The following is a 22,595-nucleotide window of genomic DNA, read 5'->3' as shown; positions in this document are numbered from 1 at the left end:
CGGCTGGTGGCCGCCGTGCGGGAAGGGTGGTGCGGGGCCACAAGGCGGCGCGCGCACGGGAGCTTCGGGCACCCTGATGTTATTCGATACCTCGATCGGTATTAAGTAACTGCATTTCTCTGGGGCTGTGACTGAAATGGATGTAATGAAGGGCGGTGCCCGCCTTCGTACCCGCATGGCGCAGTACAGTGCGGGCTGCCGGGTTCGCGCAGCAACGCCATGACGACAGACACAGAGACACATACCCCCCCATCCTCCCAGCACGCACTGCCCCTGGCCGGGCTGCGTGTGGTCGAGTTCACGCACATGGTCATGGGCCCCACCTGCGGTCTGGTGCTGGCCGATCTGGGGGCCGAGGTCATCAAGGTCGAGCCGCTGGACGGTGATCGCACGCGCTTCCTGCTGGGTGCCGGGGCGGGTTTTTTCCCGATGTTCAACCGCAACAAGAAGAGCATCGCCATCGACCTGCACACGCCCGAAGGCGCCGAGGTGGCGCGGCGCCTGGCCGCCAGCGCCGACGTGGTGGCCGAGAACTTCAAGCCCGGCACCATGGCCAAGTACGGGCTGGACTACGCGGCGCTGTCGGCGGTGAACCCGCGGCTCATCTACGTGACGCACAAGGGCTTCCTGCCCGGCCCCTACGAGCACCGCACCGCGCTCGACGAGGTGGTGCAGATGATGGGCGGGCTGGCCTACATGACCGGGCGCCCGGGCGACCCGCTGCGCGCCGGCACCAGCGTCAACGACATCATGGGCGGCATGTTCGGCGCCATCGGCGTGCTGGCCGCGCTCATCCAGCGCGGCATCACCGGCCGGGGCCAGGAGGTGCAGAGCGCGCTGTTCGAGAACAACGTGTTCCTGGTCGGCCAGCACATGCTGCAGTACGCCATGACCGGTCAGCCCGCCGCGCCCATGCCGGCCCGCATCAGCCCCTGGGGGCTCTACGACGTGTTCACCGTGAAAGACGGCGAGCAGATCTTTCTGAGCGCGGTCAGCGACGCGCAGTGGGCCACCTTCTGCCAGGCGCTGGGGTTTGCCGATCTCCAGAGCGAGCCGCGCTACGCCGACAACAACCGGCGCGTGCAGGAGAGGCCCACGCTGCTGCCGTTGCTGCGCGAGCGCCTGGCGGGCTGGCGGGCGGCCGACCTGGCGGCCCTGTTCGAGCGCGTGGGGCTGCCCTACGCACCCATCCGCCGGCCGGAAGAGCTGCTGGACGACGAGCACCTGCTGGCCACCGGCGGGCTGGCCGACATGACGCTGCCCGATGGCGAGCGCGCGGGCCAGACCGCCAAGGCCACCTTGCTGCCGTTCACGCTGGATGGGCAGCGCCTGGGGGTCTACCGCAGCCCGCCGCCCCTGGGCGACGCCACCACCGAGCTGTTGTCGGCCCTGGGCTACGACGCCGCGGCGCAGGTCGCGCTGCGCAGCGCCCACGCGGTGGGCTGATGGCGCTGTCGCCCTCGGTCTGTGACCGATTGGGTGGGAATAGGCAGGTTTGCTGATTGATTTGTGTCTCGATAGGCCCTAATCTGCCGGCGTGGACAAATTCAAGCAACTGGAGACTTTCGCGGCCGTGGCCCTGCGCGGCAGCCTGACCGCCGCCGCCAAGGCCGAAGGCGTGGCGCCGGCCATCATCGGGCGCCGGCTGGACGCGCTGGAGGCGCGCCTGGGCGTCAAGCTCATGGTGCGCACCACGCGCCGCATCACGCTCACCCATGAAGGCAGCGCTTTTCTGGAGGACTGCCAGCGCTTGCTGACCGATCTGGCCAATGCCGAAGCCAGCGTTAGCGCGGGCGGCGTCAAGGCCAGCGGCCACCTGCGGCTGACGGCCCCGGCCGGATTCGGCCGCCGCCACGTGGCGCCGCTGGTGCCCCGTTTTCGCGAACTGCACCCGGAGGTGACGATCTCGCTGAACCTGAGCGACCGGGTGGTCGACGTGGCCGGCGAGGGCTACGACTGCGCCGTGCGCGTGGGCGATCTGCCCGACTCCTCGCTGGTCAGCGTGCGCCTGGCCGACAACCGGCGCCTGTGTGTGGCCACGCCGCGTTACCTCCAGCAGCATGGCCGGCCGCAGACGCCAGCCGATCTGGTGCGCTTCGACTGCCTGACGCTTTCGTCCGACGCCTCGCAGACGCGGGGCTGGGCCTTCGCCATGCCGCGCGACGCGGACGGGGGTGGTGCCAACGCGCGCGAACTGGTCTACCTGCGCCCGGGCGGTCCGCTGGACTGCTCCGACGGGCAGGTGCTGCGCGAATGGTGCCTGGCCGGTTACGGCATCGCCTGGCGCAGCACCTGGGAGGTGGAGTCCGACATCGCGGCCGGGCGTCTGGTGACCGTGCTCGACGACTACGCCGCACCGCCCAACGGCATCTACGCGCTGTTCCCGCAGCGCAAGCACCTGGCGCTGCGCGTGCGGCTGTGGATCGACTTTCTCAAACACCACTACGCACAGCCCGATTTCTGGGGCAGCGCCGCGCCGGTGGCCGGCGCGGTCTGAGCGTCATTCGGGCTGGATACCGGCGGCGCGGATCACCTCGCCCCACTTTTTCGACTCGGCGGTCTGGAACTGCGCCAGCGCTTCGGGGCTGCTGAAGGTCACCTCGCCGCTGGTCTTGGCCTGGAAGCCCTTGACCTCGGGCGCCTCCGAGGCCTTGGCGAAGGCTTCGTTCAGGCGCTGCACGATCGCCGGGGGCAGGCCGGCCGGTCCGTAGATGGCGAACCAGAAGGTCATGTCGTAGCCCTTGACGCCCGCCTCGGCCACCGTCGGCACGTCCGGCGCCGCGCCCAGGCGCGTGGCACCGCTGGCGGCCAGCGCGCGCAGCTTGCCGCCCTGCACCTGCGGCACGGCGGTGGGCGCGTCGGCAAACATGAAGTCGATCTGCCCGCCGATCAGGTCGGTGATCGCCTGCGGGTTGCTCTTGTAGGGCACGTTGGTGACGTTGACGCCGGCCATCTGCTTGAGCAGTTCGCCCGCCACCTGGCTGGACGAGGAGCCGCTGCCGAAGTTGAGCTTGCCCGGGGTCTTGCGGGCCGCGGCCAGCAGATCGGCCAGCGACTGGTAGGGCGCGTTGGGCTGCACCAGCAGCAGCATCTGGCCCTTGGCCAGCAGCGCGATCGGGGTGAAATCCTTGACCGGGTCGTACGGCAGCTTCTTGAACAGGTGCGGGTTGGCGACCTGCGTGGTGTTGGTCGTCATGAACAGGGTGTAGCCGTCGGGCGCGGCCTTGGCCACCTGCTGCGCGGCGATGAAGCCGCTGGCGCCGCCCTTGTTGTCGACCACCACCGGCACCTTCAGGTGTTCGGCGATGGCCTGGCCGTAGATGCGCGCCGACTGGTCGGTGCCGCTGCCGGCCCCGAACGGCACCACGATGGTGATGGACTTGCTGGGATAGGCCTGGGCCCAGGCCTGGGGCACTGAGAGCAGCGCAGCGGCGCTCAGGCCCAGGGTGATGGCAAGCCGGCGGTGCGGGCGGGTTTTTGTCATGGTGTGGTCTCCTGTCGGGGTGGAACGGGGAAAAGGGACGCCTCGTGGCGGGCGTTGTCGGCACCGAGCTGCGGCGCGAGGCCGCGCACCAGCGGCCGCTCGCCGTCGATGCGCAGGGGCAGCGCGGTGAGGGTGGCGTCGGCGCCCGCCACCGGGGCCTGCATGCCCAGGGCCTGTACCTGCGGGTGCGCCAGCGCTTCGGGCACCGAATGCACGGGCGCGCAGGGCACGCCGGCGGCTTCAAAACGGTCGGTCCAGTCGGCGCGGGTGTGGGCGCGCAGGAGCGGGGCGAGCTGCTCGAACAGCGCCGCCTTGTGTTGCAGGCGGGCGCGGTTGGTGGCGAAGCGCGGGTCGTCGATCCAGTCCGGCCGCGCGAGCGCGTGGGCCAGCTTGGCAAACAGGCGGTCGTTGCCGCAGCAGATCAGCAGCGGTCCGTCGGCGGTGTCGAACGCCTCGTAAGGCACGAAACCCGGGTGGCCCGAACGGTGCCGCAACGGCAGTTGGCCTTCGTTGGTCCAGGCGTCGCTCTTCTGCGCGTTCCAGGCCAGCGCGGTCTCCAGCAGCGAGGTGGTCAGCAGGCCGCCGCGGCCGGTCTGTGCCCGCCGGTGCAGCAAGGCCAGCACGCCGATCACCAGCCACATGCCCGAGCCCTGGTCGCACACCGACGCGCCCGAACGCATCGGCGGATCGCCCTCGCCACCGTTGGTGCTCGACAGGCCGCTGAACGCCTGCAGCAGCGGTTCATAACCGGGCCGCATGGCCATCGGGCCGATGGGGCCGAAAGCCGAAATCTCGCCGTAAATCAGGCGGGGGTGGCGCGCGCACAGGGTGGCGCCGTCGATGCCCAGGGCCTCGGGCACACCGGGTCGCAGGTTGTGGATGAAGACGTCGGCCTGCGCCGTCAGGCGCTCCAGGTGCGCGCGGCCGGCCTCGGTCTTGAGATCCAGCGCGACCGACTGTTTGCCGCGGTTGAAGATGTGGAAATTGAGCGCGTCGCCGTGCCGGAAGGCCGGGCCCATGCGGCGCGCGTCGTCGCCGCCTTCGGTGCGCTCGATCTTGATCACCTCGGCCCCGAGGTCGGCCAGGATGGCGCCCGCAAACGGCCCCGCCAGCACCTGCCCCAGCTCCAGCACACGCACGCCGTCAAGCACGCCGGCCATACCGATCACCCATGGGTCTTGTCTCCTGTGTCTTTCGGGCTCAGTCTAGGCAGGCGGGATTGATCTGGGAAGCGATACATTCCTATTTCTGTGATAACCAAACTGGATCAATCGGATGCGCATCGATCTCAGCGTGCGGCAACTGGAAGCCTTTGTGCAGGTGGCCTCGAGCGGGAGCTTCCGCCAGGCCGCGCTGCAGCTCGGGCAGTCACAGCCTGCGCTCAGCAGCGCCATCCGGCGTGCCGAACAGTCGTTGGGCGCGCGCCTGTTCGACCGCGACACGCGCCATGTGCGCATCACCGCGACGGGGCAGGAACTGCTGCCCATTGCGCGCCGCGTGTTGCGCGACTTCGACCACGCGCTGGGTGACCTGGGCGAGTTCATGGCCGGGCGCAGCGGCCGCGTCACGGTCGCTGCGCTGCCGTCCACCAGCGTCTCGCTGGTGCCGCGCGCCATGGCCGCTTTCCTGCGCGCGCATCCGCAGGTGTCGCTGTCGCTGATCGAGGCGCCGGCCGACGCGCTGCTGGCGCTGGTGGAGGAGGGGCGTGCCGACCTCGGGCTGAGCGTGCGGCCGCAGCCGCGCCAGCGCCTGCAATACCGCCATTTGCTCGACGATCCGTTCGTGCTGCTGTGTCGCCGCGACGATCCGCTGGCTGCACGCGCGTCGGTGCCTTGGTCGGTGTTCGCCACGCGCCCGTGCCTCGTGAGTGCGCCGCACAGCAGCATCCGGCAAATCACCGACGCGGCCTTTCTGCGCCTGCGCAGTCCGGTGCGGCCGCTGATGGACTTTCCCAGCGTGGCCGCCTGCGGCGCCATGGTGGGGGCGGGCCTGGGTGTCGCCGCCCTGCCGGTGCTGGCGCTGGAGCTGGTGAACATGGCCGAACTGGCTGCGGTGCCCCTGGCGCGGCCGGGGGTGACGCGGCCCATCGGACTGGTCACGCGCGTGGGGCGCTCGCTGCCGCCGGCAGCCCGCGCCTTCATGGACAGCCTGATGCCGGACGCCCTTGCGTCTGGCCCTGCGTGAGCGGGGGTGCGAGGGCGCGGCCGGTGTGCGCCAATCCGGTGCTTTACATTACATTACGAACTTTTTTGGGGAGGACCGAATGCAGTGGATGGATATGCGCAAAGCGCTCGCTGGCCTGTGTGGTGTGGTGCTGGCCGCCTGTGGCGGTGGCGGCGGGGATGGCGGTGGGGTGACCGACTCCAAGCGCTACGACAACCAGCCCCAGCTCACCCTCCCGGCAGCCACCGTGTTGTGCGAAAGCCAGGGCATGACGCCCAAGATCGTGAACGGCACGGCGTGTGTGGCACCCGAGGCATCGCCGGTCGTGCTGTTGGTGATCCAGGAGCCTTCCGGGGCGACGTCGGCCTGTTCCGGGGTGCTGGTGACGCCCACCTCGGTGGTGACCGCTGCCCACTGTGTCGAAGGCAAGATCTCGCGCATCGTTGCGGCGCAGTGGAAGGGTGACGGCACGGCCGACCCGATCGACGCCAGCAGTTGGGTGCCGCACCCGGGGTATTCGTACACCGACGGGCGTCTGCTCAACGACCTGGGCGTGGTGCATCTGCGCAGCCCGCTGTCGAACCCGACCATGCCGGTGCTGACCAGCCAGCGTCTGTCGACGGGCCAGTCGGCCTACATCTCGGGCTGGGGCCGCCCGTCGTACGAGCTGTCGGTGGGGCTGGTCCGGGTCGATTACGTCGAGGATTCCCGGGCCGGGTTCGTGTTCGATGAAAAGCTCAGCAACACCTGCATGGGCGATTCCGGTGGCCCGATGTACCGCGTGATCAATGGGCGCGCCGGTGTGGTGGGGGTGACTTCGGGGGGCACGTCGGCCAACTGCGCCGTGGGCGAATGGTCGGTGTTCACCAACCTGCAGGCCGGCTCGATGATCGACTTCCTGCGCGGGCAGATTCCGGGCCTGCCGGAAATGTGAGCCCGTCCCGCTTCAGCCGGTGCGGGGCTGGCTGAGCGCGGCGTACAGCGCCGGTCGCCGGTGGGGACGCTGGTCGTGCGCCAGCGCCGTGCGGCGTTGTCCGGCGGCCAGGGTGACGGTCTGCAGGGCCTGCCCCCGCCCGGCGGCCAGCAGGGCGCGGCCATCCGGGCCGCACACCCGGCTTTCACCGCCATACACCGTGGCGCCCTCGGCGCCGCAGGCGTTGGCGTAGGCCACGAACAGCCGGTTTTCGCAGGCGCGCGCCGGCACCAGGATTTCCGGGACCTCGTCGAAGCCGGTCATGTTGGCGGTGGGGACCAGCACCGCATCGGCGTCCTGCAGCGCGAGCGCACGCACCGTTTCCGGAAACTCCACGTCGTAGCAGATCAGCAGGCCCAGCGTCCAGCCGCGCCAGGTGAAGGCCGTGGGGGCGGTTTCGCCCGGGCTGAACTGGGCGGCGTCGAGCGCGCCGAACAGGTGGCTCTTGCGGCCGTTCGCCAGCCGCTGACCGTCGGCGCCGATGGCTTGCACCGCGTTGAACGGCCGGCCCTGCGGATGGCGCTCGGGATACCCGTAGACGATGGCCAGGCCGTGGCGGCGCGCGATCACGGCCACAGCCTGGGCCAGTGGGCCGTCGGAGGCTTCGGCGAGCGCGGCCACCCGCTCGGCGCCGATGGCATAACCCGTGAGCGACATTTCCGGGCACAGCAGCCAGTCGGCGCCTTGTGCGCGGGCCTGTGCCGCTGCGGCGTCGAGCCGGCGCAGCGCTTCGGCGGTGCCGCCTGACGGAGGCGCATAGGGCGTTTGCCAGAGCGCGAGGCGCAGGTCGTGGTCGGGCACGTTCATGGCGGCACGGTACGCGAAGGTGGCGGGGGCGGCAAGGCGGTGGGGCGGCCGCGCGTCAGTCCGGCAGCGCGATGGGCCCGATGGCGGGATAGTGCTCGCCCGGCCCCGGATTGTCGGCCGGGCATTGGCCACCGAGCTGGTGTGCGATGCCCCAGACCGCGTTCAGCGCCGTTTGCACCGCGCCTTCCACCCAGGCCGGCGTGAAGGAGATGTCGTCGCCGGCCAGAAAGATGCCGCGTTCGGCGGCCGGCAGGCCGTCCTGCATGAAGTGGCCATACATGCGCTGGTTGTAGCGGTAGTGGCCGGGCAGGGCGCCCTTGAAAGCGCCCAGGAAGTAAGGGTCGGCTTCCCACGAGATGGTGATCGGGTCGCCGACGATGTGGCTCGCAATGTCCACGCCGGGGTAGATCTTGCGCAGCGCGTCGAGCGCGAGCTGCACGCGCTTTTCAGGCGGGTGCGGCAGCATCTTGAGCGCGTCGCTCATCCAGGCGTAGGAGAGACACAGCACGGCGGGCTGGTCCGGCCCGTTGTCGAACAGGTAGGTGCCGCGCGTGAGCCGGTCGGTCAGCGTCATGCTCATCGTGTCGCGACCGGTGGCGGGGTCCACGTCTTTCCAGAACGGGCGGTCGACCATGACGAAGGTCTTGCTCGACTGCATGTAGCGGGTACGGTCCAGCGCCATCCACAGCTTTTGCGAGAACAGGCTTTCCTGCACCGCGATCTGGGTGGTCAGCAGCCAGCTCTGGCAGGTCACGAGCACGACGGGGTAGGTGCGCTCGCTGCCCCAGGTGTCGGTCACGGCGATCCGGCCATCGCTGGCGCGGTGGATGGCGGTCACGCCCGGCCGCGTGGCGCCACCGTGCAGGCTGGCCAGCGTCGTGCCGGTCGGCCAGTGCGCGATAGATGCAGGTGCGTGTTGCCACAGGCCCAGCGGCACCTGCTGCGCGCCACCCACGATCAGGTGCTGGTTTTCGTCGCAGCCGGTCAGTACCACGCGCAGGATTTCCAGCAGGGTGTTGGGGAAGTCCGAGTCCCAGCCGCCGGTGCCGAAGCCGACCTGGCCGAAGATCTCGCGGTGGCGGAACGACAGCTTGGAGAACGCGGCCGACTGCGCCACGAAGTCGTAGAAGGTGCGGTCGTCCCACAGCGGAACGAGGGCGTTCCACAGCGCTTTCAGGCGGGGCACATCGCGCTCGCGCAGCGCCTGCTGCAGGCCGGAAAAACCCAGTTCTTCCAGCGCGTCGTTCCAGGCCGCGGCCACCTCGCGGAACACGGGCGGCAGTTCCTCCAGCGACCGCGCGTAGTGCGTCTGGCCTTCGAGGTCGATCACCGTGCTGCCGGCGGCGGGCGTGAGCGGGTTGGGAAAGGGGCGGGTCTGCAGGCCCAGCAGGTTCACGTAATGAAAGAAGGCGGTGGACGATGCCGGGAAGCGCATGCCGCCGAGTTCGGCGATCACGCCCTGGCCCCCTTCAAAAGCCTGTGATCGCAGGCGCCCGCCCATGCGCGAGGCTTCGTGCAGCACGGGCCTGAGCCCGAGCTTCATGAGTTCGTAGGCCGCCACCAGCCCGGCGACGCCGGCGCCCACGACCGCCACTTCTGTGCCATGTGCTGCCTCGGGCAGCGTGGCCAGGCCCCGGGGGTGCCGGAGCCAGTCGTCGTAGGCAAAGGGAAAGTCCGGCCCGAACAGGGTGACGGGGGCGTTGGCGGGGCGGGTGGGGCGCATGGAGCGGCTTTCTCAGAACAGGCTGCCGACCAGCACGGCGGCCGTGCCCCACATCATCAGGGCCACGGCACCGTCGAGCGCGCGCCAGATGCGCAGCGCGTTCAGGCGCCGGCCCAGCCAGAACGCGGCGGTGCCCAGCAGCAGGAACCAGACGATGGAGCCCGTGACCGCGCCCAGGCCGAAAACGGTGCTGCCCTGGCCGTAGGCCAGCGATGCGGTGCCGATCAGCACGGCGGTGTCCAGCCAGGCGTGCGGGTTCAGCCACGAAAAAGCCAAGGCCGAGAGCACTGCTTGGCGGCGCGAGACGTTCGCCCCCTGCGCGGCACCGTCGCCGATGGCGGTGGCCGGGCGGGCTGGCTGGCGGAAGCGCTGGAAGGCCTGCCAGCCGTAGACGCCCAGGAACAGCACGCCGGCACCGATCAGGGCGCCTTGCAGCTTGTCCGACAGGCCGCCCAGCTGGGCGAGCCCGAGCACGCCCAGCGCAATGAGGGCCATGTCGGCCAGTGCGCACACCGCCACGGTCAGCCACAGGTGCTGGCGCTGCAGGCCCATGCGCAACACGTGCGCGTTCTGCGGGCCGATGGCCATGATGAGCGACAGGCTCAGCACCATGCCGGCGGTGAAGGTGGGGAAGGCGAGGGTCATGGGGTCTTCTCGGCGGTGGATCGCGGTTTGATGTGGCCGGGAGTGTGCAGGGCGACAGCTTTCTTTTAAACAGAGTTAACTTAAACTCTGATCAGTCAATAAAAATTAAACAGAATGCTCGACGCCCGCCAACTCGAAGCCCTGGCTGCCGTGGCCGAACACGGCAGCTTCGGGGCGGCAGCCCAGGCCCTGTCGCTCACGCTGGCGGCGGTGTCGCTGCGCATCAAATCGCTGGAAGCGGCGCTCGGTCAGCGCCTGCTGGTGCGCGGCAAGAGCGTGCGCGCCACGGCCGCGGGGCAGGCGCTGCTGGCGCACACCAAGCAGGTGCGGCTGATGGAAGCCGACCTGCTGGCAGGCCTGCAAGGAGGGGCGCCGGTGCGCGCTGGCGCGGCCTGGCAGAGCCTGAGCGTGGCGATCAACGCCGACTCGGTGGCGAGCTGGTTCCTGCCCGGCGTGGCGCCGTTGCTGCAGCGCCACCGGCTGTTGCTGGAAATCCTGATCGACGACCAGGACCATACGCACGACGCGCTCAAGAGCGGCGATGTGATCGGCTGTGTGACCACACTCGCCGATCCCATGCGCGGCTGCGTGGCCGAACCGCTGGGCGTGATGCGCTACCGCTGCGTTGCGGCGCCGGCGGTGGTGGAGCGCAGCCGCACGCCGCGTGGGGCGGTGTCGCCGCACCGGCTGCTGGCGCATCCGGCGATCATCTTCAACCGCAAGGACGCGTTGCAGGACGCCTTCCTGCTGCAGCACTTCGGGCTCAAGCAGCCGCACTATCCGCGCCATTACGCGCCCGCGGTCGAAGCGTTCGAGACCGCCATCGAACTCGGTCTGGGCTGGGGCATGGTGCCCGAGCAGCACCTGGCGCAGAGACCGGCGCTGCAGGAAGTGCTGCCTGGTGCGACGGTGGATGTGGCGCTGTTCTGGCAGCACTGGGCGCGCGAGCCGGCGTCGGCGCAGCGCCTGACGGCGGCGGTGAAGGCCGCCGCGGCCAAGCACCTGCATCCCTTTGGGCCGCACGGAGAGGCATAGAGGAAATCGGCCGCCCTTTCGGGCACGCCCCAATCCCTCTCACTCTCAGCCTCTGCGCTCGGTGCCGGGCGCGTTCATGCGTGCAGTTGCCGGCCACCGCCGAACGACCAGTTCTCCCAGGCGGTTTCCTGCAGGACGACCATGACCTGTTCCGTGTCGATGCCCAGGGCGTCCAGGCGCTGCATGAGGTCGGCGAGCAGGGCGCGTTTGATCCGCACGCTGCGGCCGACCGACCAGAGGATCTCGATCAGCAGGGCGTCGTCGGTGCGCGGGCGTGGCAGGTCGGGGTACCAGGGGTCCATGTGCGCGTCGGCGGCCTCCAGGGTGAATACGCGCTGAAAGCGGTCCGCCTCCGGGATGCCCGCCTGGACCAGTGCCGCGTGGATGGCGTCGAGCACCGCCTGTTTGAACACCGCCGGCCGGCGTTGTCGCAGGGTGAGGGTGACCAGGGGCATGGCGGCGGCTTTCAGGAGGCCAGCAGGTGCTGCTGCCGGCGCTCCAACCGGGCCTGCAGGCGCCGGGTGCTGCGCATCAGGCGGGCGTTGGCGTCCAGTTGCACGCGGGTCCACATGCTGTCGGCCTGGCGCCAGAGGCCGTCGAGGTGTTCTCGCCGCTCGTGCTCGGCCTGGTGGCGCTGGGCCGCCAGGTCATGGGGGTCGGTGTGGAAGAGGGGCATGTCCGTCTCCAGAAAAAGGATGGATTGACTCTAGGTGCAATGCCGGAAGCCGGAAACGGCGATTCAGATGAATGGGTATTGCAAAATAAGCAAAACCAAGCCGGAGAACCCCATGCACCTCGATCTGGACGATGCGGCCCTGTTTCTGCGGGTGGCCGAACTGGGCTCGCTCTCGGCAGCGGCGCGCGAGCGCCACGTGCCCGTGAGCCAGGTGTCTCGGGCGCTGGTGCGCATGGAGGCCCAGTGCGGCGTGCGCCTGATGCACCGCACCACCCACGGCCTGAGCCTGACGGACGAAGGCGACACCTTCGCAGCGCACGCGCGGCGCCTGGTGGATACCCGCGACGAGCTTGCCGCGGCCTTGCGCCTCAAGCGCGCCGGGCCCAGCGGCTGGGTCCGGGTCGCGGTCAGCCCGGTGCTGGCCGAAACCGTGATCGCGCCCAGCCTGCCCGCGCTGTACGACACCCACCCGCAGTTGCAGGTGGAGGTGCTCGCCGACGACCGCATGAGCGACATGGCGCGCGAGGGGGTGGACATCGCCATCCGCACCGGCACGCCGGCCGGTGACCACCTGGTGGCACGCCGCATCGCCGAGCATGGCCGGCGCCTGTGCGCCGCGCCCGCGTACCTGCAGCGCTTCGGGGTGCCGCAGCATCCCGACGACTTGGCCCGCCACCGGCTGATCACCAGCACCTCCAGCCCGGTGCTCAACCGCTGGCCGTGGACGCCGCAGGCAGGGCGCCCAGTGGGAAGCGTCTACGTGGCCCAGGGCCACACGCGCAGTGACAACACCGCGGTCACGCTGGCGCTGGCGGTGCAGGGCGTGGGCATCGCAAGGCTCAACGACCTGCTCAGCCGGCCGCATCTGGCCAGCGGTGCGCTGGTGCCGGTGCTGGACGACTGGTTCGAACGCGACCGGGTGCCGATCTATGCGGTCATGCTGCCCGAGCGGCACCGCCTGCCCAAGTTGCGCGCCTGTATCGACCACTGGGCCCGCTGGCTGTCCGGTCCTGAGGGGGTCGGCGCCGCCGGGGAGGTCTGAGCCTCAGCCCTTCAGGCAGGTGCCCATGAACTGCTTGCGTGCGTCGCCTGTGAGCGCCTTGGCGGTGGCCTCGGTGTTGCAGCTTTTCATGCGCTCCTGCGGCGTGGCCGGGGCGTTGCTCAGGCACTTTTTCATGAATGCCTTGCGTTCGTCGCCCTTGAGCGCCTGCGCGCCGGCATCGGCATTGCAGGCCTTCATCCGTTCCTGCTGGGGCGTGCCGGCGGTGGGCTCCGTCTCGCCCTTGAGGCAGCGGCTCATGAACTGTTTGCGCTCATCGCCCTTGAGGTCGGTTTCCCCCGCGCTCTGGTTGCAACGGGTCATCCGCGCCTGCTGCCCGGTGGGCGCCTTGTCCGGCGGGGTTGGGGCCTGGGCCGACGCCATGGTGGCGCACAAGGTCAACAGAATCAGCAGCGGTTTCATGGGGTTCCTTGCAAACGGTGCGTGGACGGGGCCCGCCAGCGCGGGTGGCGCAACGATAGCGCAGCCGCAGCCCTGTCGGCGCACAGGGTCGGCGCGCCCGCCTAAAATTCCGCCCCTATGCTGAAAATCAAACAAGAACTGCTGGCCGGGCTGGCCCAGGCCCTGGAACAGCTGTCGCCGGGTGCCGGCGAGAAGGCCGCCTTCGAATCGCCCAAGGTGGCGGCACATGGTGACTTCGCCGTGACCGCGGCCATGCAACTGGCCAAGCCGCTCAAGGCCAACCCGCGCCAGGTGGGCGAGCAGCTCAAGACCGCGTTGCTGGCTCAGCCGGTGTACCAGCAGTGGGTGGCCGAGATCGATATCGCCGGCCCGGGGTTCATCAACATCCGCCTCCAGCCGGCAGCGAAGCAGCAGATCGTGCGCGAGGTGCTGGAGGCTGGCACGGGTTTCGGCGTGCAGCCGGCCAACGGCCAGCGCCTGATGGTCGAGTTCGTGTCGGCCAACCCCACCGGCCCGCTGCACGTGGGCCACGGCAGACAGGCCGCGCTGGGCGACGCGATCTGCAACCTCTACAGCACCCAGGGCTGGGCGGTGCACCGCGAGTTCTATTACAACGACGCGGGCGTGCAGATCGGCACGCTGGCGACCAGCACCCAGCTGCGTGCCAAGGGCTTCAAGCCCGGTGACGAACAGTGGCCCGAGGCCGCCTACAACGGCGACTACATCCAGGACATCGCCAACGACTTCCTGGCAAAGAAGACGGTGCACGCCGATGACCGCGAATTCACCGCCAGCGGTGACGTCGACGATGCCGACAACATCCGCCAGTTTGCCGTCGCCTACCTGCGCAACGAGCAGGACAAGGATCTGCAGGCTTTCCAGGTCAAGTTCGACCACTACTACCTCGAATCCAGCCTCTACACCAGCGGCCGCGTCGAGGCCACGGTGAACCGGCTCATCGCCAACGGCAAGACCTACGAGCAGGACGGCGCGCTGTGGCTCAAGTCGACCGACTACGGCGACGACAAGGACCGCGTCATGCGCAAGGGCGATGGCACGTACACCTACTTCGTGCCCGATGTGGCCTACCACATCGCCAAGTGGGAGCGCGGCTTCACCAAGGTCATCAACATCCAGGGCACCGACCATCACGGCACCATCGCCCGCGTGCGCGCCGGCCTGCAGGCCGCCGAGGTGGGCATCCCGCAGGGCTACCCCGACTACGTGCTGCACACCATGGTGCGCGTGGTGCGCAACGGCGAAGAGGTCAAGATCAGCAAGCGCGCCGGCAGCTACGTCACGCTGCGCGACCTGATCGAGTGGACCAGCAAGGATGCCGTGCGCTTCTTCCTGCTCAGCCGCAAGCCCGACACCGAATACACCTTCGACGTCGATCTGGCGGTGCAGAAGAACAACGACAACCCGGTCTACTACGTGCAGTACGCGCACGCGCGCATCTGCTCGGTGCTCGCGGCCTGGGGCGGTGACAGGGCCGCTCTCCAGGACACCGACCTGTCGGCGCTGGAGGGGCCGCAGGCCCAGGCACTGATGCTGCTGCTGGCCCGGTACCCGGCCATGCTCACGGCCGCAGCGGCCGATTTCGCTCCGCACGATGTGACCTTCTATCTGCGCGAACTGGCGGCGGCCTACCACAGCTACTACGACGCCGAGCGCATCCTGGTCGATGACGAAGCCGTGAAAAAGGCCCGCCTGGCGCTGGTCGCGGCGACCGCCCAGGTGCTGCACAATGGCCTGGCGGTGCTGGGTGTGGACGCACCGCAAAAAATGTAAGGCACGAGTTCCGGATGAAACATTCTCCCCGGCCGCAGCGTGGCGGCACCCTGATCGGTTTTGTGGTGGGCGTTCTGGTCGGTCTGGCCATCGCCCTGGCCGTGGCGATGTACGTCACGCGCGTGCCGGTGCCCTTTGTGGACCGGGGCGTTTCCCGCTCGGCGGCGCAGGACGCGGCCGAGGCCGAGCGCAACAAGGGCTGGAACCCGAACGCCGGCCTCGCCAGCAAGGCCCCGCTGCCTGCGGCGGCGCCGGCGCCCGAATCGGGCGATCCCGCCGTGACGGCACCGGGCGTTGCCCCCGCTGCTGCGCCTGCTGCACCCGCCAGCTCGGCCGACCCGATCGGTGACCTGGTGCAGTCGCGCCTGGGCTCGCCGGCGCCCGCAGCCCCTGGCACGGTGACGGTCACCGTCACGCGCGACACCTCGGCACCAGCGTCCGCAGCCACCGTGGGCGGTGCCGAGCCTTTTGTCTACTTTGTGCAGGCGGGGGCTTTCCGCAGTCCCGAGGAAGCCGAGTCACAGCGTGCGCGTCTGGCCATGATGGGGTTTGCCGCCAACATCACCGAGCGCGAACAGGCCGGGCGACCGGTGTTCCGGGTCCGTGTGGGACCGTTCCAGCAGAAGGTGCCGGCCGACGCGACCCGCGAGCAGCTCGAGTCCGGCGGGGTGGAGGCGGCGCTGGTGCGCGTGCCGCGCTGACACCCCGCGTCCGCGGGAACTTTGCCGCGGCGCCGGCCACCAACCCGCTCATCACAGGAGTCCTTACATGCAACGTCGTCAGTTTTCCGCTTCCCTGCTGGCCTCCGGCGCGGGCGCCGTATCCGGTGCCTTGTGGTCCCCGCTGGCGCAGGCCCAGGTCGGGGGCTTCAAGGAAGGCAACGAATACCAGCGCCTGGGCCGCCCCGCGCCGGTGGATGCCCCGAACGGGCAGGTGGAGGTGATCGAGTTCTTCGCCTACACCTGCGTGCACTGCTTCAACTTCGAGCCCATCTTCAGCGCCTGGATTCAGAAGAAACCGGCCCACGTGACCGTGCGTCGTATGCCTGTCGCGTTCAGCGAAGCCTTTGTGCCGCTGCAGCGGCTGTTCTACGCACTCGAAGCGATGGGCCAGCTCGATGCCTTGCACGAAAAGGTTTTCAAGGCCATCCACGTCGAGCGGCAACGCCTGACCACCGCCGAGACCATCACCGCCTGGGTCGGCAAGCAAGGGCTGGACACCGCCAAGTTCACCGAGAACTACAACGCGTTTTCGGTGGCGGGCAAGGCGCGGCGCGCGGCCCAGATGCAGGAAGCCTATCTGGTGGAGGCCACCCCGTCGCTGGGGATTGGAGGACGTTTCTACGTCCCGGGTCAAGGTCCCAAGACCCTGCAGGTGGCCGACGCACTGATCGCCGATCTGCGCAAGGGCTGACCGGGTTTGGGTCACCTGGTGGCGGGGCCGGTCAAAGGCCCCGCAATTTGTTCGGCCATGCGCGCCGAACGCCGGCCGGTGAAGGCTACAATGAATGCAAGTTTCGTGCCCTCACCTGCCATGCCCGTGCTTCAAAACCCCCGCTTCCCGATCCGCTCCCTGTTGCTGGCCTTGGCCTGCGCGTTGCCCGTGGGCGCCGTGCATGCGGAGTTGGCCGACAAGGACAAGCCGTTGAACATCGAGGCCGACAGCCTGCGCTATGAAGATGCTAAGCAACTGAGCGTGTTCACCGGCAAGGTGGTGGCCACCAAGGGCACGATCATCATGCGCGGTGCGCGCATGGAGGTGCGCCAGGACCCGCAGGGCAACCAGTTCGGTCTGCTCGTCGGGGGACCGAATGCCTTGGCTTTCTTCCGGCAGAAACGCGAAGGCGTGGACGAATGGATCGAGGGTGAGGGCGAGCGCATCGAATACGAAAGCGCCTCCGAAACCGTGGTGTTCACCGGCAAGGCGGTGATGCGCCGTTACCGGGGCACCCAGCTCAACGACGAGAGCTCGGGCACCCAGATTACCTACAGCAGCGCCACCGAGGTCTACACCGTCAAGGGCGGCGCTGCCGCCACCGCGTCCAATCCTTCCGGCCGTGTGCGGGCCATGCTGACCCCGATCCCGGACGAGCAGGCGAAGCCGGCACCCGCCACAGCGCCCGCCCAACTGCGGTCCACCAACACCCTTCCCGAGCAGAAGCAGTGACGGCGGCGGAGGCCCCGGCGCCGATGGCGGTCCGCAGCCGGCTGGAAGCACGCGGCTTGCGCAAGGCCTATGGCAGCCGCAAGGTGGTCAAGAACGTCTCGCTCTCGGTCGACAAGGGCGAGGTGGTCGGTCTGCTGGGCCCCAATGGCGCGGGCAAGACCACATCGTTCTACATGATCGTGGGCCTGCTGCGGGCCGACGGTGGCGAAATCGAACTCGACGGCATGCGCATCGAGCGCCTGCCCATCCACCGGCGGGCCCGCCTGGGCCTGGGCTATTTGCCGCAGGAAGCCTCGATTTTTCGCAAGCTCACGGTGGCGCAGAACGTGCGCGCGGTGCTGGAGCTGCAGCACGATGTGAACGGCGAGCCGCTGTCGGCGGTCGATATCAACGACCGTCTCGACGAACTGCTCAAGGAATTGCGGGTCGACCACTTGCGCGATTCGCCCGCACCGGCGCTCTCGGGTGGGGAGCGTCGCCGCGTGGAAATCGCGCGTGCGCTGGCCACCCGGCCGCGCTTCATCCTGCTGGACGAACCCTTTGCCGGTATCGACCCGATCGCCGTGCTCGAAATCCAGCAGATCATCGCTTTCCTCAAGGACAAGGGCATCGGTGTCCTGATCACCGACCACAACGTGCGCGAAACCTTGGGCATCTGCGACCACGCCTACATCATCAGCGATGGCCAGGTGCTGGCCAGCGGGACCACGGCCGAGATCGTCGAGAACGCCGACGTGCGTCGGGTGTATCTCGGCGAACACTTCCGGATGTGAGGCCAGCATGCGGATGACCGGACCTGGCGGACAGCTTCCGACGGGCATGCGCCCGGCATGGCGTGATGCGGAGCGGGCGGCGGCATGAAACAGTCGCTCTCCCTGCGGGTTTCGCAGCACCTGGCCCTGACGCCGCAACTGCAGCAGTCGATCCGGTTGCTGCAGCTGTCCACGCTCGAAATGGCGCAGGAAGTCGAGCAGATGCTCGACGAGAACCCTTTCCTGGAGCGCACGGAAGAAAGCGCCGAGCGCGAGGAGTTTGGCCTGTCGGCCACCGACGCACCGGTCAGCGCGGGCGAACAGCTCAGCGAGTCGGGGAGCGGTGCGGATGATGGCGCCGCCGCTTCGGCGGGCGAGCGCCTGTCCGCCTCGGATGAAAGCGCCCCGGCCGACGACCTGGAAGGCCGGCTCGACGGCTCGGCCCCCGTGGAAGAAAGCTGGGAAGGCGACGGCACGGTCGAAATCGCGCCCGATGACAGCGAATGGGGCGGTGACGCGCCGCCGCGCAACGGCGCGTCGGACGACGACGAAACCGCCAGCGCGGCCGAGCTGGCGCGCAGCCTGATCAGCCTGCAGGACCACCTGCACGAACAGGCGCGCATGCTGCGCATCGGGGACGACGACGCGGCCGCGCTGTTCTTCCTCATCGAATCGCTGAACGATGACGGCTATCTGGATGGCGATCTGGGTGATCTGGCCCGCGCGTGGTGGCGCCTGGCCCATCCCGACACCGGTTTGCCGTCGCTTGAAGAGGCCGAGGAGGCCGAAGAGCAACTGCGCATCGCGCTGGGCTGGCTGCAGGCGATGGAGCCCGCTGGTGTGGGGGCGCGCGATCTGGCCGAATGCCTGCGGCTGCAGATCCAGGAACTGCGCAACACCCCGGCAGCCCGCATCGCGCTGGCGATCTGCCAGCAACCGCTGGAGCTGGTGGCCAAGCGTGACATCAAGCGCCTGTGTGCGCTCACGGGGGCGGACGACGAGACGGTGCGCGCCGCCCTGGGCCTGATTGCCGGGCTTGAACCCAAGCCGGGGCGGCGCTTTGTCGACGTGGAGCGCAACATCGTCGTGCCCGACGTGATCGTGCTGCGTGCCGGGCGCGGCTTCAAGGTGGTGCTCAATCCCGACGTCATGCCCCGCCTGCGCGTGCACGATGTGTACGCCAACGCGCTGCGGGGCCAGCGCGGAGGGCGCGACAGCGAAGGCGGCCACGCGGCGATGCAGCAGCGCCTGCAGGAAGCGCGCTGGTTCATCAAGAACATCCAGCAACGCTTCGACACCATCCTGCGCGTGTCCAGCGCCATCGTCGAGCGCCAGCGCAATTTCTTCATGCACGGCGAACTGGCCATGCGCCCGCTGGTGCTGCGCGAGATCGCCGACGAACTGGGCCTGCACGAGTCGACCATCAGCCGCGTGACGACGGCCAAGTACATGTCCACGCCGTTCGGCACCTACGAGCTGAAGTACTTCTTCGGTTCTTCGCTGGGCACGGAAACCGGCGGCAACGCGTCGAGCACCGCGGTGCGCGCGCTCATCAAACAGTTCATCTCGGCCGAAGACACCAAAAAACCGCTGTCGGACAACCAGCTCTCGGACATGCTCAAGGAGCAGGGCATCGAGTGCGCGCGCCGCACCGTGGCCAAGTACCGCGAGGCGCTGCGCATCGCCCCGGCCAATCTGCGCAAGGCGCTCTGACAGACCCGAAAAAACGCCGCCCAAAGGGCGGCGTTTTGGCAGGCAGGGCGCTCGGTGCGTGCTCAGGCAGTGCGCGTGCGCAGCGTGGTGGCGGGTGCGCCGCGGCTGGCCAGGCCCCACACCACCTGCCAGGCCATGGCCACGGCGCCAACGATGAACACCACGTCACCGAAGGTGCGCACCCAGCGCAGCGTCTGCAGCAGCGGCTGCTGCAGGAAGGCTTCGCTGCGGGCGTACCACAGGCCCTCGCTGACACTGGCGTGGAACTGCAGGATGCCGATGGGCAGCAGGCTGGTGGCGATCATCAGCACCAGGCCGACGTTGAGGCCCCAGAACGCGGTTGGCATCAGGACGGGGCTGAAAACGAACTGCGGGCGAAGGTAACGCAGCACCAGCAGTGTGAAGCCCAGTGCCAGGAAGCCGTACACCCCGAACAGGGCGGCGTGTGCATGCACCGGTGTGGTGTTCAGACCCTGCACGTAGTACAGCGAGATGGGCGGGTTGATCATGAAGCCGAAGACGCCCGCGCCCAGCATGTTCCAGAAGGCCACGGCCACGAAGCACATCAGGGGCCAGCGCAGGTTGTCCATCCAGGGCGCACGGGTCTTCAGGCGCCAGTTGTCCCAGGCTTCGTGGCCCAGCACGATCAGCGGCACCACTTCCAGCGCGCTGAAGGCCGCCCCCACCGCCATCACCGGCGTGGTGGTGCCCGCGAAGTACAGGTGGTGGAAGGTGCCCGGAATGCCGCCCAGCAGGAACAGCGAGGCCGAAGCCAGGCTGGCGGTGGTGGCCATGGGGCGCGAGACCAGGCCCATGCTGCTGAAGACGAAGGCCAGCGCCACGGTGGCGAAGACCTCGAAGAAACCTTCGACCCACAGGTGCACCACCCACCAGCGCCAGTACTCCATCACCGTGAGGCTGGTGCGCTCGCCGTAGAACAGGCCGGCGCCATAGAACAGACCGATGGCCCCGACCGAAGCGGTCAGCAGGGCGAGCAGGTTCTTGTCTTCGCCATCAGAACTGTTGGCCCCCAGGTCCAGGCTTCGCCCGGCCCGTCCCCCAAGGGGAGCAGAAGAGCTTGGGGCGGCCCGGCGCTCTCCTGACAGCAGCGCCGGCAGCACGCCGCGCAGCATCAGCACCAGCCACAGCAGGATACCGACCCACTTGAGAATCTGCCACAGGCGCCCGAGGTCGACGTATTCGTAGCCCTGGTGGCCGAGCCAGAAGCTCCAGGCTGGTGGCAACTTCTGCGCGATGGCCAGGTAGTTACCGATGAAGGAGCCGACGCACACGAACACCAGCGCCCAGAACAGCACATCCACCCCGAGCTTCTGGAACTTCGGGTCCTTGCCGCCGTTGATGACGGGCGCCAGGAACAGGCCCACGGCGAGGAAGCCGGTGGCGATCCAGAACAGGGCGCTCTGGATGTGCCAGGTGCGGGTGAGCGCGTAGGGAAACCACTGCGACACGTCGATGCCGTAGAAGTGCTGGCCTTCGACCGTGTAGTGCGCGGTGAACCCGCCAATGAAGACCTGAAACACGAACAGGGCCACCACCAGGAAAAGGTACTTGCCCAGAGCCCGCTGCGACGGGGTGAGCGCGCTCAGCGTCAGGGGGTCGTGTGTCGGCGCTGTGGGCAGCGGCGCCTCGTACGCGCGCAGGAAGGACCAGCCCCACACCAGGAAACCGATGCCGGCCAGCAGGATCACCACGCTGGCGACCGACCAGACCACGTTCTCGGCGCTGGGGGCGTTGCCGATCAGCGGCTCGTGCGGCCAGTTGTTGGTGTAGGTGACCGCCGAGCCGGGGCGTTCGGTGGCCGCGGCCCAGGCGGTCCAGAAGAAAAAGTGTGTCAGGTCCTGGCGCCGCTCGGCGCTGGGCAGGGTGTCTTCTTTCATGGCGTAGCTTTGGCGCGTGCCACGCAGCGCCGGATCGGCGGCGAACAGGCGCTCGTAGTAGGCCGCGGTGGCGGCCATCGCCTGCGCGCGCCGGGGACTGACCACCAGGCGCTGCGCGGCGTCGACACCGTTGCCGCGGTACTCGGCGCGCAGTTGTGCTTGCAGGGCGCCCTGGGCGGTGGTATCGAGTTGCGCGAAAGACTGACCGTGCGCTGCCTGCGCGGCCAGGTCCAGCCAGGCCGTCAGCTCGCGGTGCAGCCAGTCGGCCGTCCAGTCCGGCGCCTGGTAGGCGCCGTGACCCCAGATGGAGCCCAACTGCATGCCGCCCACCGACTGCCACGCCGTCTGGCCGTCGAGGATGTCGTCGCGGCCGAACAGCACCTGGCCGTCGGTGCTGGCCACCTGGGCCGGGATCGGCGGGGCCGAGCGGTAGACGTCGGCGCCGAAGTAGCCGAGCAGCGAGAACATCGCGATGAGCACGCCGATCAGCGCGAACCAGTGTTTCTTGTACGGACCCATGTCGGTGCTCCGGTTTCAGTGCGCGAGTGCGGGCGCGAAGCGCTCGAACAGCACGTTGTTTTCGAGGTGGATGTGGACCATCAGGTCGGCGCGGAAGGTGGCCAGGCCCAGGTAGAGAGCGCGCCAGGTGGTGCAGGCGCCGCGTGGGGGCGTGATGTCCTGCGTCAGCGCCATCAGATGCTGCAAAGACTCGCCGTGGTGGTCGTGTTCCCGCCGCATCACGCCGATGGGCATGCGCGCCAGCGTGCCCTGGCCGCGCGCGAACATCGGGAACAGCACCTGCTCTTCCTTCTGCATGTGGCTTTCCAGCGCCTGCTGCATGGAGCTGAGGTGGTCGGCCAGGCCGGTGGGGCAGTCCGGGCGGTCGCCGTGAACCTGCTCCACTTTGCGCGCCAGCCGCACCAGCTCGGGCAACTGTTCGCGGTGCACGGCGTGGAAGCGGGTCAGGAGGTGGTCGACCAGTTCGGTCGGGGTGGCGCTGTTCCAGTCGCGCTCGCCGGTGGGCGTGCCCAAGGCGGCGACGGCTTGCAGCGCCTGGGCAATCGGCTGCGGGTCGAGCCCGCGCGAGGTGGCGGCCTCGCGCAGTGTGTGGCGGCCGCCGCAGCAGAAGTCCAGGCCATGGGCGTCGAACACGCGCGTAGCGCCGGCGATGCGGCGGGCCAGTTGGCCCAGGGGTTGGTCGATGAAGGCATCCATGAGGTTCTCCAGGTCTTGGGATGCTCAGGACAGTGCGAATGGTGTGCCTGGAAAAAAACGTGCAAATTCAATATGCTGGGGCCATGAATGGT

22 protein-coding genes are annotated in these 22,595 nt (G+C 68.8%); 12 read left to right on the top strand and 10 right to left on the bottom strand.

Annotated features, from left to right (window positions below; translation table 11 throughout):
• Positions 1 to 219 precede the first annotated feature (219 nt).
• Positions 220 to 1,446, top strand: coding sequence for a CaiB/BaiF CoA transferase family protein (locus tag QQK43_RS13425; protein WP_284308177.1), 1,227 nt, complete (start codon positions 220 to 222; stop codon positions 1,444 to 1,446).
• A 91-nt stretch (positions 1,447 to 1,537) separates the two neighbouring features.
• Positions 1,538 to 2,497 (top strand): LysR family transcriptional regulator, encoded by a 960-nt coding sequence (locus tag QQK43_RS13420; protein WP_284308176.1) that lies wholly within the window; start codon positions 1,538 to 1,540, stop codon positions 2,495 to 2,497.
• Positions 2,498 to 2,500: 3 nt separating this feature from the next.
• On the opposite strand, the gene QQK43_RS13415 is transcribed toward QQK43_RS13420, so the two are convergent.
• Together QQK43_RS13415 and QQK43_RS13410 are read right to left on the bottom strand one after the other, a co-directional pair.
• A complete protein-coding gene (locus QQK43_RS13415; protein ID WP_284308175.1) occupies positions 2,501 to 3,484 on the bottom strand; it encodes a Bug family tripartite tricarboxylate transporter substrate binding protein in 984 nt (327 codons plus the stop codon).
• Entirely contained in the window at positions 3,481 to 4,644 is a 1,164-nt protein-coding gene (locus tag QQK43_RS13410; protein ID WP_284308174.1) for a CaiB/BaiF CoA transferase family protein, read from the bottom strand. The genes QQK43_RS13415 and QQK43_RS13410 overlap by 4 nt, the downstream gene beginning before the upstream one ends.
• A gap of 115 nt (positions 4,645 to 4,759) precedes the next feature.
• Here QQK43_RS13410 and QQK43_RS13405 point away from each other — a divergent pair, with 115 nt between their 5' ends.
• A complete protein-coding gene (locus QQK43_RS13405) occupies positions 4,760 to 5,668 on the top strand; it encodes a LysR family transcriptional regulator (protein ID WP_284308173.1) in 909 nt (302 codons plus the stop codon).
• Between the two features lie 88 nt (positions 5,669 to 5,756).
• Positions 5,757 to 6,581 (top strand): S1 family peptidase, encoded by an 825-nt coding sequence (locus QQK43_RS13400; protein ID WP_284308172.1) that lies wholly within the window; start codon positions 5,757 to 5,759, stop codon positions 6,579 to 6,581.
• 12 nt (positions 6,582 to 6,593) lie between these two features.
• Here QQK43_RS13400 and QQK43_RS13395 read toward each other — a convergent pair whose 3' ends face one another.
• From QQK43_RS13395 to QQK43_RS13385, 3 genes are read right to left on the bottom strand one after another with little or no spacing between them, the layout of a single operon-like run.
• Complete coding sequence (locus tag QQK43_RS13395; protein WP_284308171.1) at positions 6,594 to 7,427, bottom strand: carbon-nitrogen hydrolase family protein; 834 nt, start codon at positions 7,425 to 7,427, stop codon at positions 6,594 to 6,596.
• A gap of 55 nt (positions 7,428 to 7,482) precedes the next feature.
• Positions 7,483 to 9,150, bottom strand: a complete 1,668-nt coding sequence (locus QQK43_RS13390; protein WP_284308170.1) for a flavin monoamine oxidase family protein — start codon at positions 9,148 to 9,150, stop codon at positions 7,483 to 7,485.
• A 12-nt stretch (positions 9,151 to 9,162) separates the two neighbouring features.
• Positions 9,163 to 9,795, bottom strand: a complete 633-nt coding sequence (locus tag QQK43_RS13385) for a LysE/ArgO family amino acid transporter (protein WP_234264519.1) — start codon at positions 9,793 to 9,795, stop codon at positions 9,163 to 9,165.
• Between the two features lie 114 nt (positions 9,796 to 9,909).
• On the opposite strand from QQK43_RS13385, the gene argP reads away from it, so the two are divergent.
• Positions 9,910 to 10,830, top strand: a complete 921-nt coding sequence (gene argP / locus QQK43_RS13380) for an HTH-type transcriptional regulator ArgP (RefSeq protein WP_234264520.1) — start codon at positions 9,910 to 9,912, stop codon at positions 10,828 to 10,830.
• A gap of 74 nt (positions 10,831 to 10,904) precedes the next feature.
• Here the strand turns inward: argP and QQK43_RS13375 are convergent, their stop codons facing one another.
• Positions 10,905 to 11,285 (bottom strand): tautomerase family protein, encoded by a 381-nt coding sequence (locus QQK43_RS13375; RefSeq protein WP_234264521.1) that lies wholly within the window; start codon positions 11,283 to 11,285, stop codon positions 10,905 to 10,907.
• An 11-nt stretch (positions 11,286 to 11,296) separates the two neighbouring features.
• Complete coding sequence (locus QQK43_RS13370) at positions 11,297 to 11,506, bottom strand: hypothetical protein (RefSeq protein ID WP_234264522.1); 210 nt, start codon at positions 11,504 to 11,506, stop codon at positions 11,297 to 11,299.
• 112 nt (positions 11,507 to 11,618) lie between these two features.
• Here QQK43_RS13370 and QQK43_RS13365 point away from each other — a divergent pair, with 112 nt between their 5' ends.
• A complete protein-coding gene (locus QQK43_RS13365; RefSeq protein ID WP_284308169.1) occupies positions 11,619 to 12,548 on the top strand; it encodes a LysR family transcriptional regulator in 930 nt (309 codons plus the stop codon).
• Between the two features lie 3 nt (positions 12,549 to 12,551).
• Here QQK43_RS13365 and QQK43_RS13355 read toward each other — a convergent pair whose 3' ends face one another.
• Entirely contained in the window at positions 12,552 to 12,968 is a 417-nt protein-coding gene (locus tag QQK43_RS13355; RefSeq protein ID WP_348533532.1) for a PsiF family protein, read from the bottom strand.
• Between the two features lie 117 nt (positions 12,969 to 13,085).
• On the opposite strand from QQK43_RS13355, the gene argS reads away from it, so the two are divergent.
• From argS to QQK43_RS13325, 6 genes are all read left to right on the top strand, one after another.
• On the top strand, positions 13,086 to 14,759 hold the full coding sequence (argS, locus tag QQK43_RS13350) for an arginine--tRNA ligase (RefSeq protein WP_284308168.1): 1,674 nt from the start codon (positions 13,086 to 13,088) through the stop codon (positions 14,757 to 14,759).
• 14 nt (positions 14,760 to 14,773) lie between these two features.
• Positions 14,774 to 15,460: an SPOR domain-containing protein gene (locus QQK43_RS13345; protein WP_234267135.1), complete on the top strand. Its 687-nt coding sequence runs from the start codon at positions 14,774 to 14,776 to the stop codon at positions 15,458 to 15,460.
• A 67-nt stretch (positions 15,461 to 15,527) separates the two neighbouring features.
• Positions 15,528 to 16,172 (top strand): thiol:disulfide interchange protein DsbA/DsbL, encoded by a 645-nt coding sequence (locus QQK43_RS13340; RefSeq protein WP_234267136.1) that lies wholly within the window; start codon positions 15,528 to 15,530, stop codon positions 16,170 to 16,172.
• 120 nt (positions 16,173 to 16,292) lie between these two features.
• Entirely contained in the window at positions 16,293 to 16,925 is a 633-nt protein-coding gene (gene lptA / locus QQK43_RS13335; RefSeq protein WP_284308167.1) for a lipopolysaccharide transport periplasmic protein LptA, read from the top strand.
• Between the two features lie 23 nt (positions 16,926 to 16,948).
• Positions 16,949 to 17,698: an LPS export ABC transporter ATP-binding protein gene (gene lptB / locus QQK43_RS13330; RefSeq protein ID WP_234267139.1), complete on the top strand. Its 750-nt coding sequence runs from the start codon at positions 16,949 to 16,951 to the stop codon at positions 17,696 to 17,698.
• A gap of 84 nt (positions 17,699 to 17,782) precedes the next feature.
• Positions 17,783 to 19,390 carry an RNA polymerase factor sigma-54 gene (locus QQK43_RS13325; protein ID WP_284308166.1) on the top strand — a complete coding sequence of 536 codons (1,608 nt, stop codon included), beginning with the start codon at positions 17,783 to 17,785 and terminating at the stop codon, positions 19,388 to 19,390.
• Positions 19,391 to 19,452: 62 nt separating this feature from the next.
• Here the strand turns inward: QQK43_RS13325 and QQK43_RS13320 are convergent, their stop codons facing one another.
• Both QQK43_RS13320 and ytfE read right to left on the bottom strand, forming a co-directional pair.
• Positions 19,453 to 21,807 carry a nitric-oxide reductase large subunit gene (locus QQK43_RS13320; RefSeq protein ID WP_284308165.1) on the bottom strand — a complete coding sequence of 785 codons (2,355 nt, stop codon included), beginning with the start codon at positions 21,805 to 21,807 and terminating at the stop codon, positions 19,453 to 19,455.
• 15 nt (positions 21,808 to 21,822) lie between these two features.
• The gene (ytfE, locus tag QQK43_RS13315; RefSeq protein WP_284308164.1) at positions 21,823 to 22,503 is read right to left on the bottom strand and encodes an iron-sulfur cluster repair protein YtfE; all 681 of its coding nucleotides are present in this window, start codon (positions 22,501 to 22,503) and stop codon (positions 21,823 to 21,825) included.
• Positions 22,504 to 22,595 lie beyond the last annotated feature (92 nt).

It is taken from the genome of Hydrogenophaga electricum (assembly GCF_030160815.1).
Taxonomy (GTDB): Bacteria; Pseudomonadota; Gammaproteobacteria; order Burkholderiales; family Burkholderiaceae_C; genus Hydrogenophaga; species Hydrogenophaga electricum.
The sequence above is the reverse complement of the archived record's forward strand: the minus strand, read 5'-3'. Positions and strand labels throughout refer to the sequence as shown.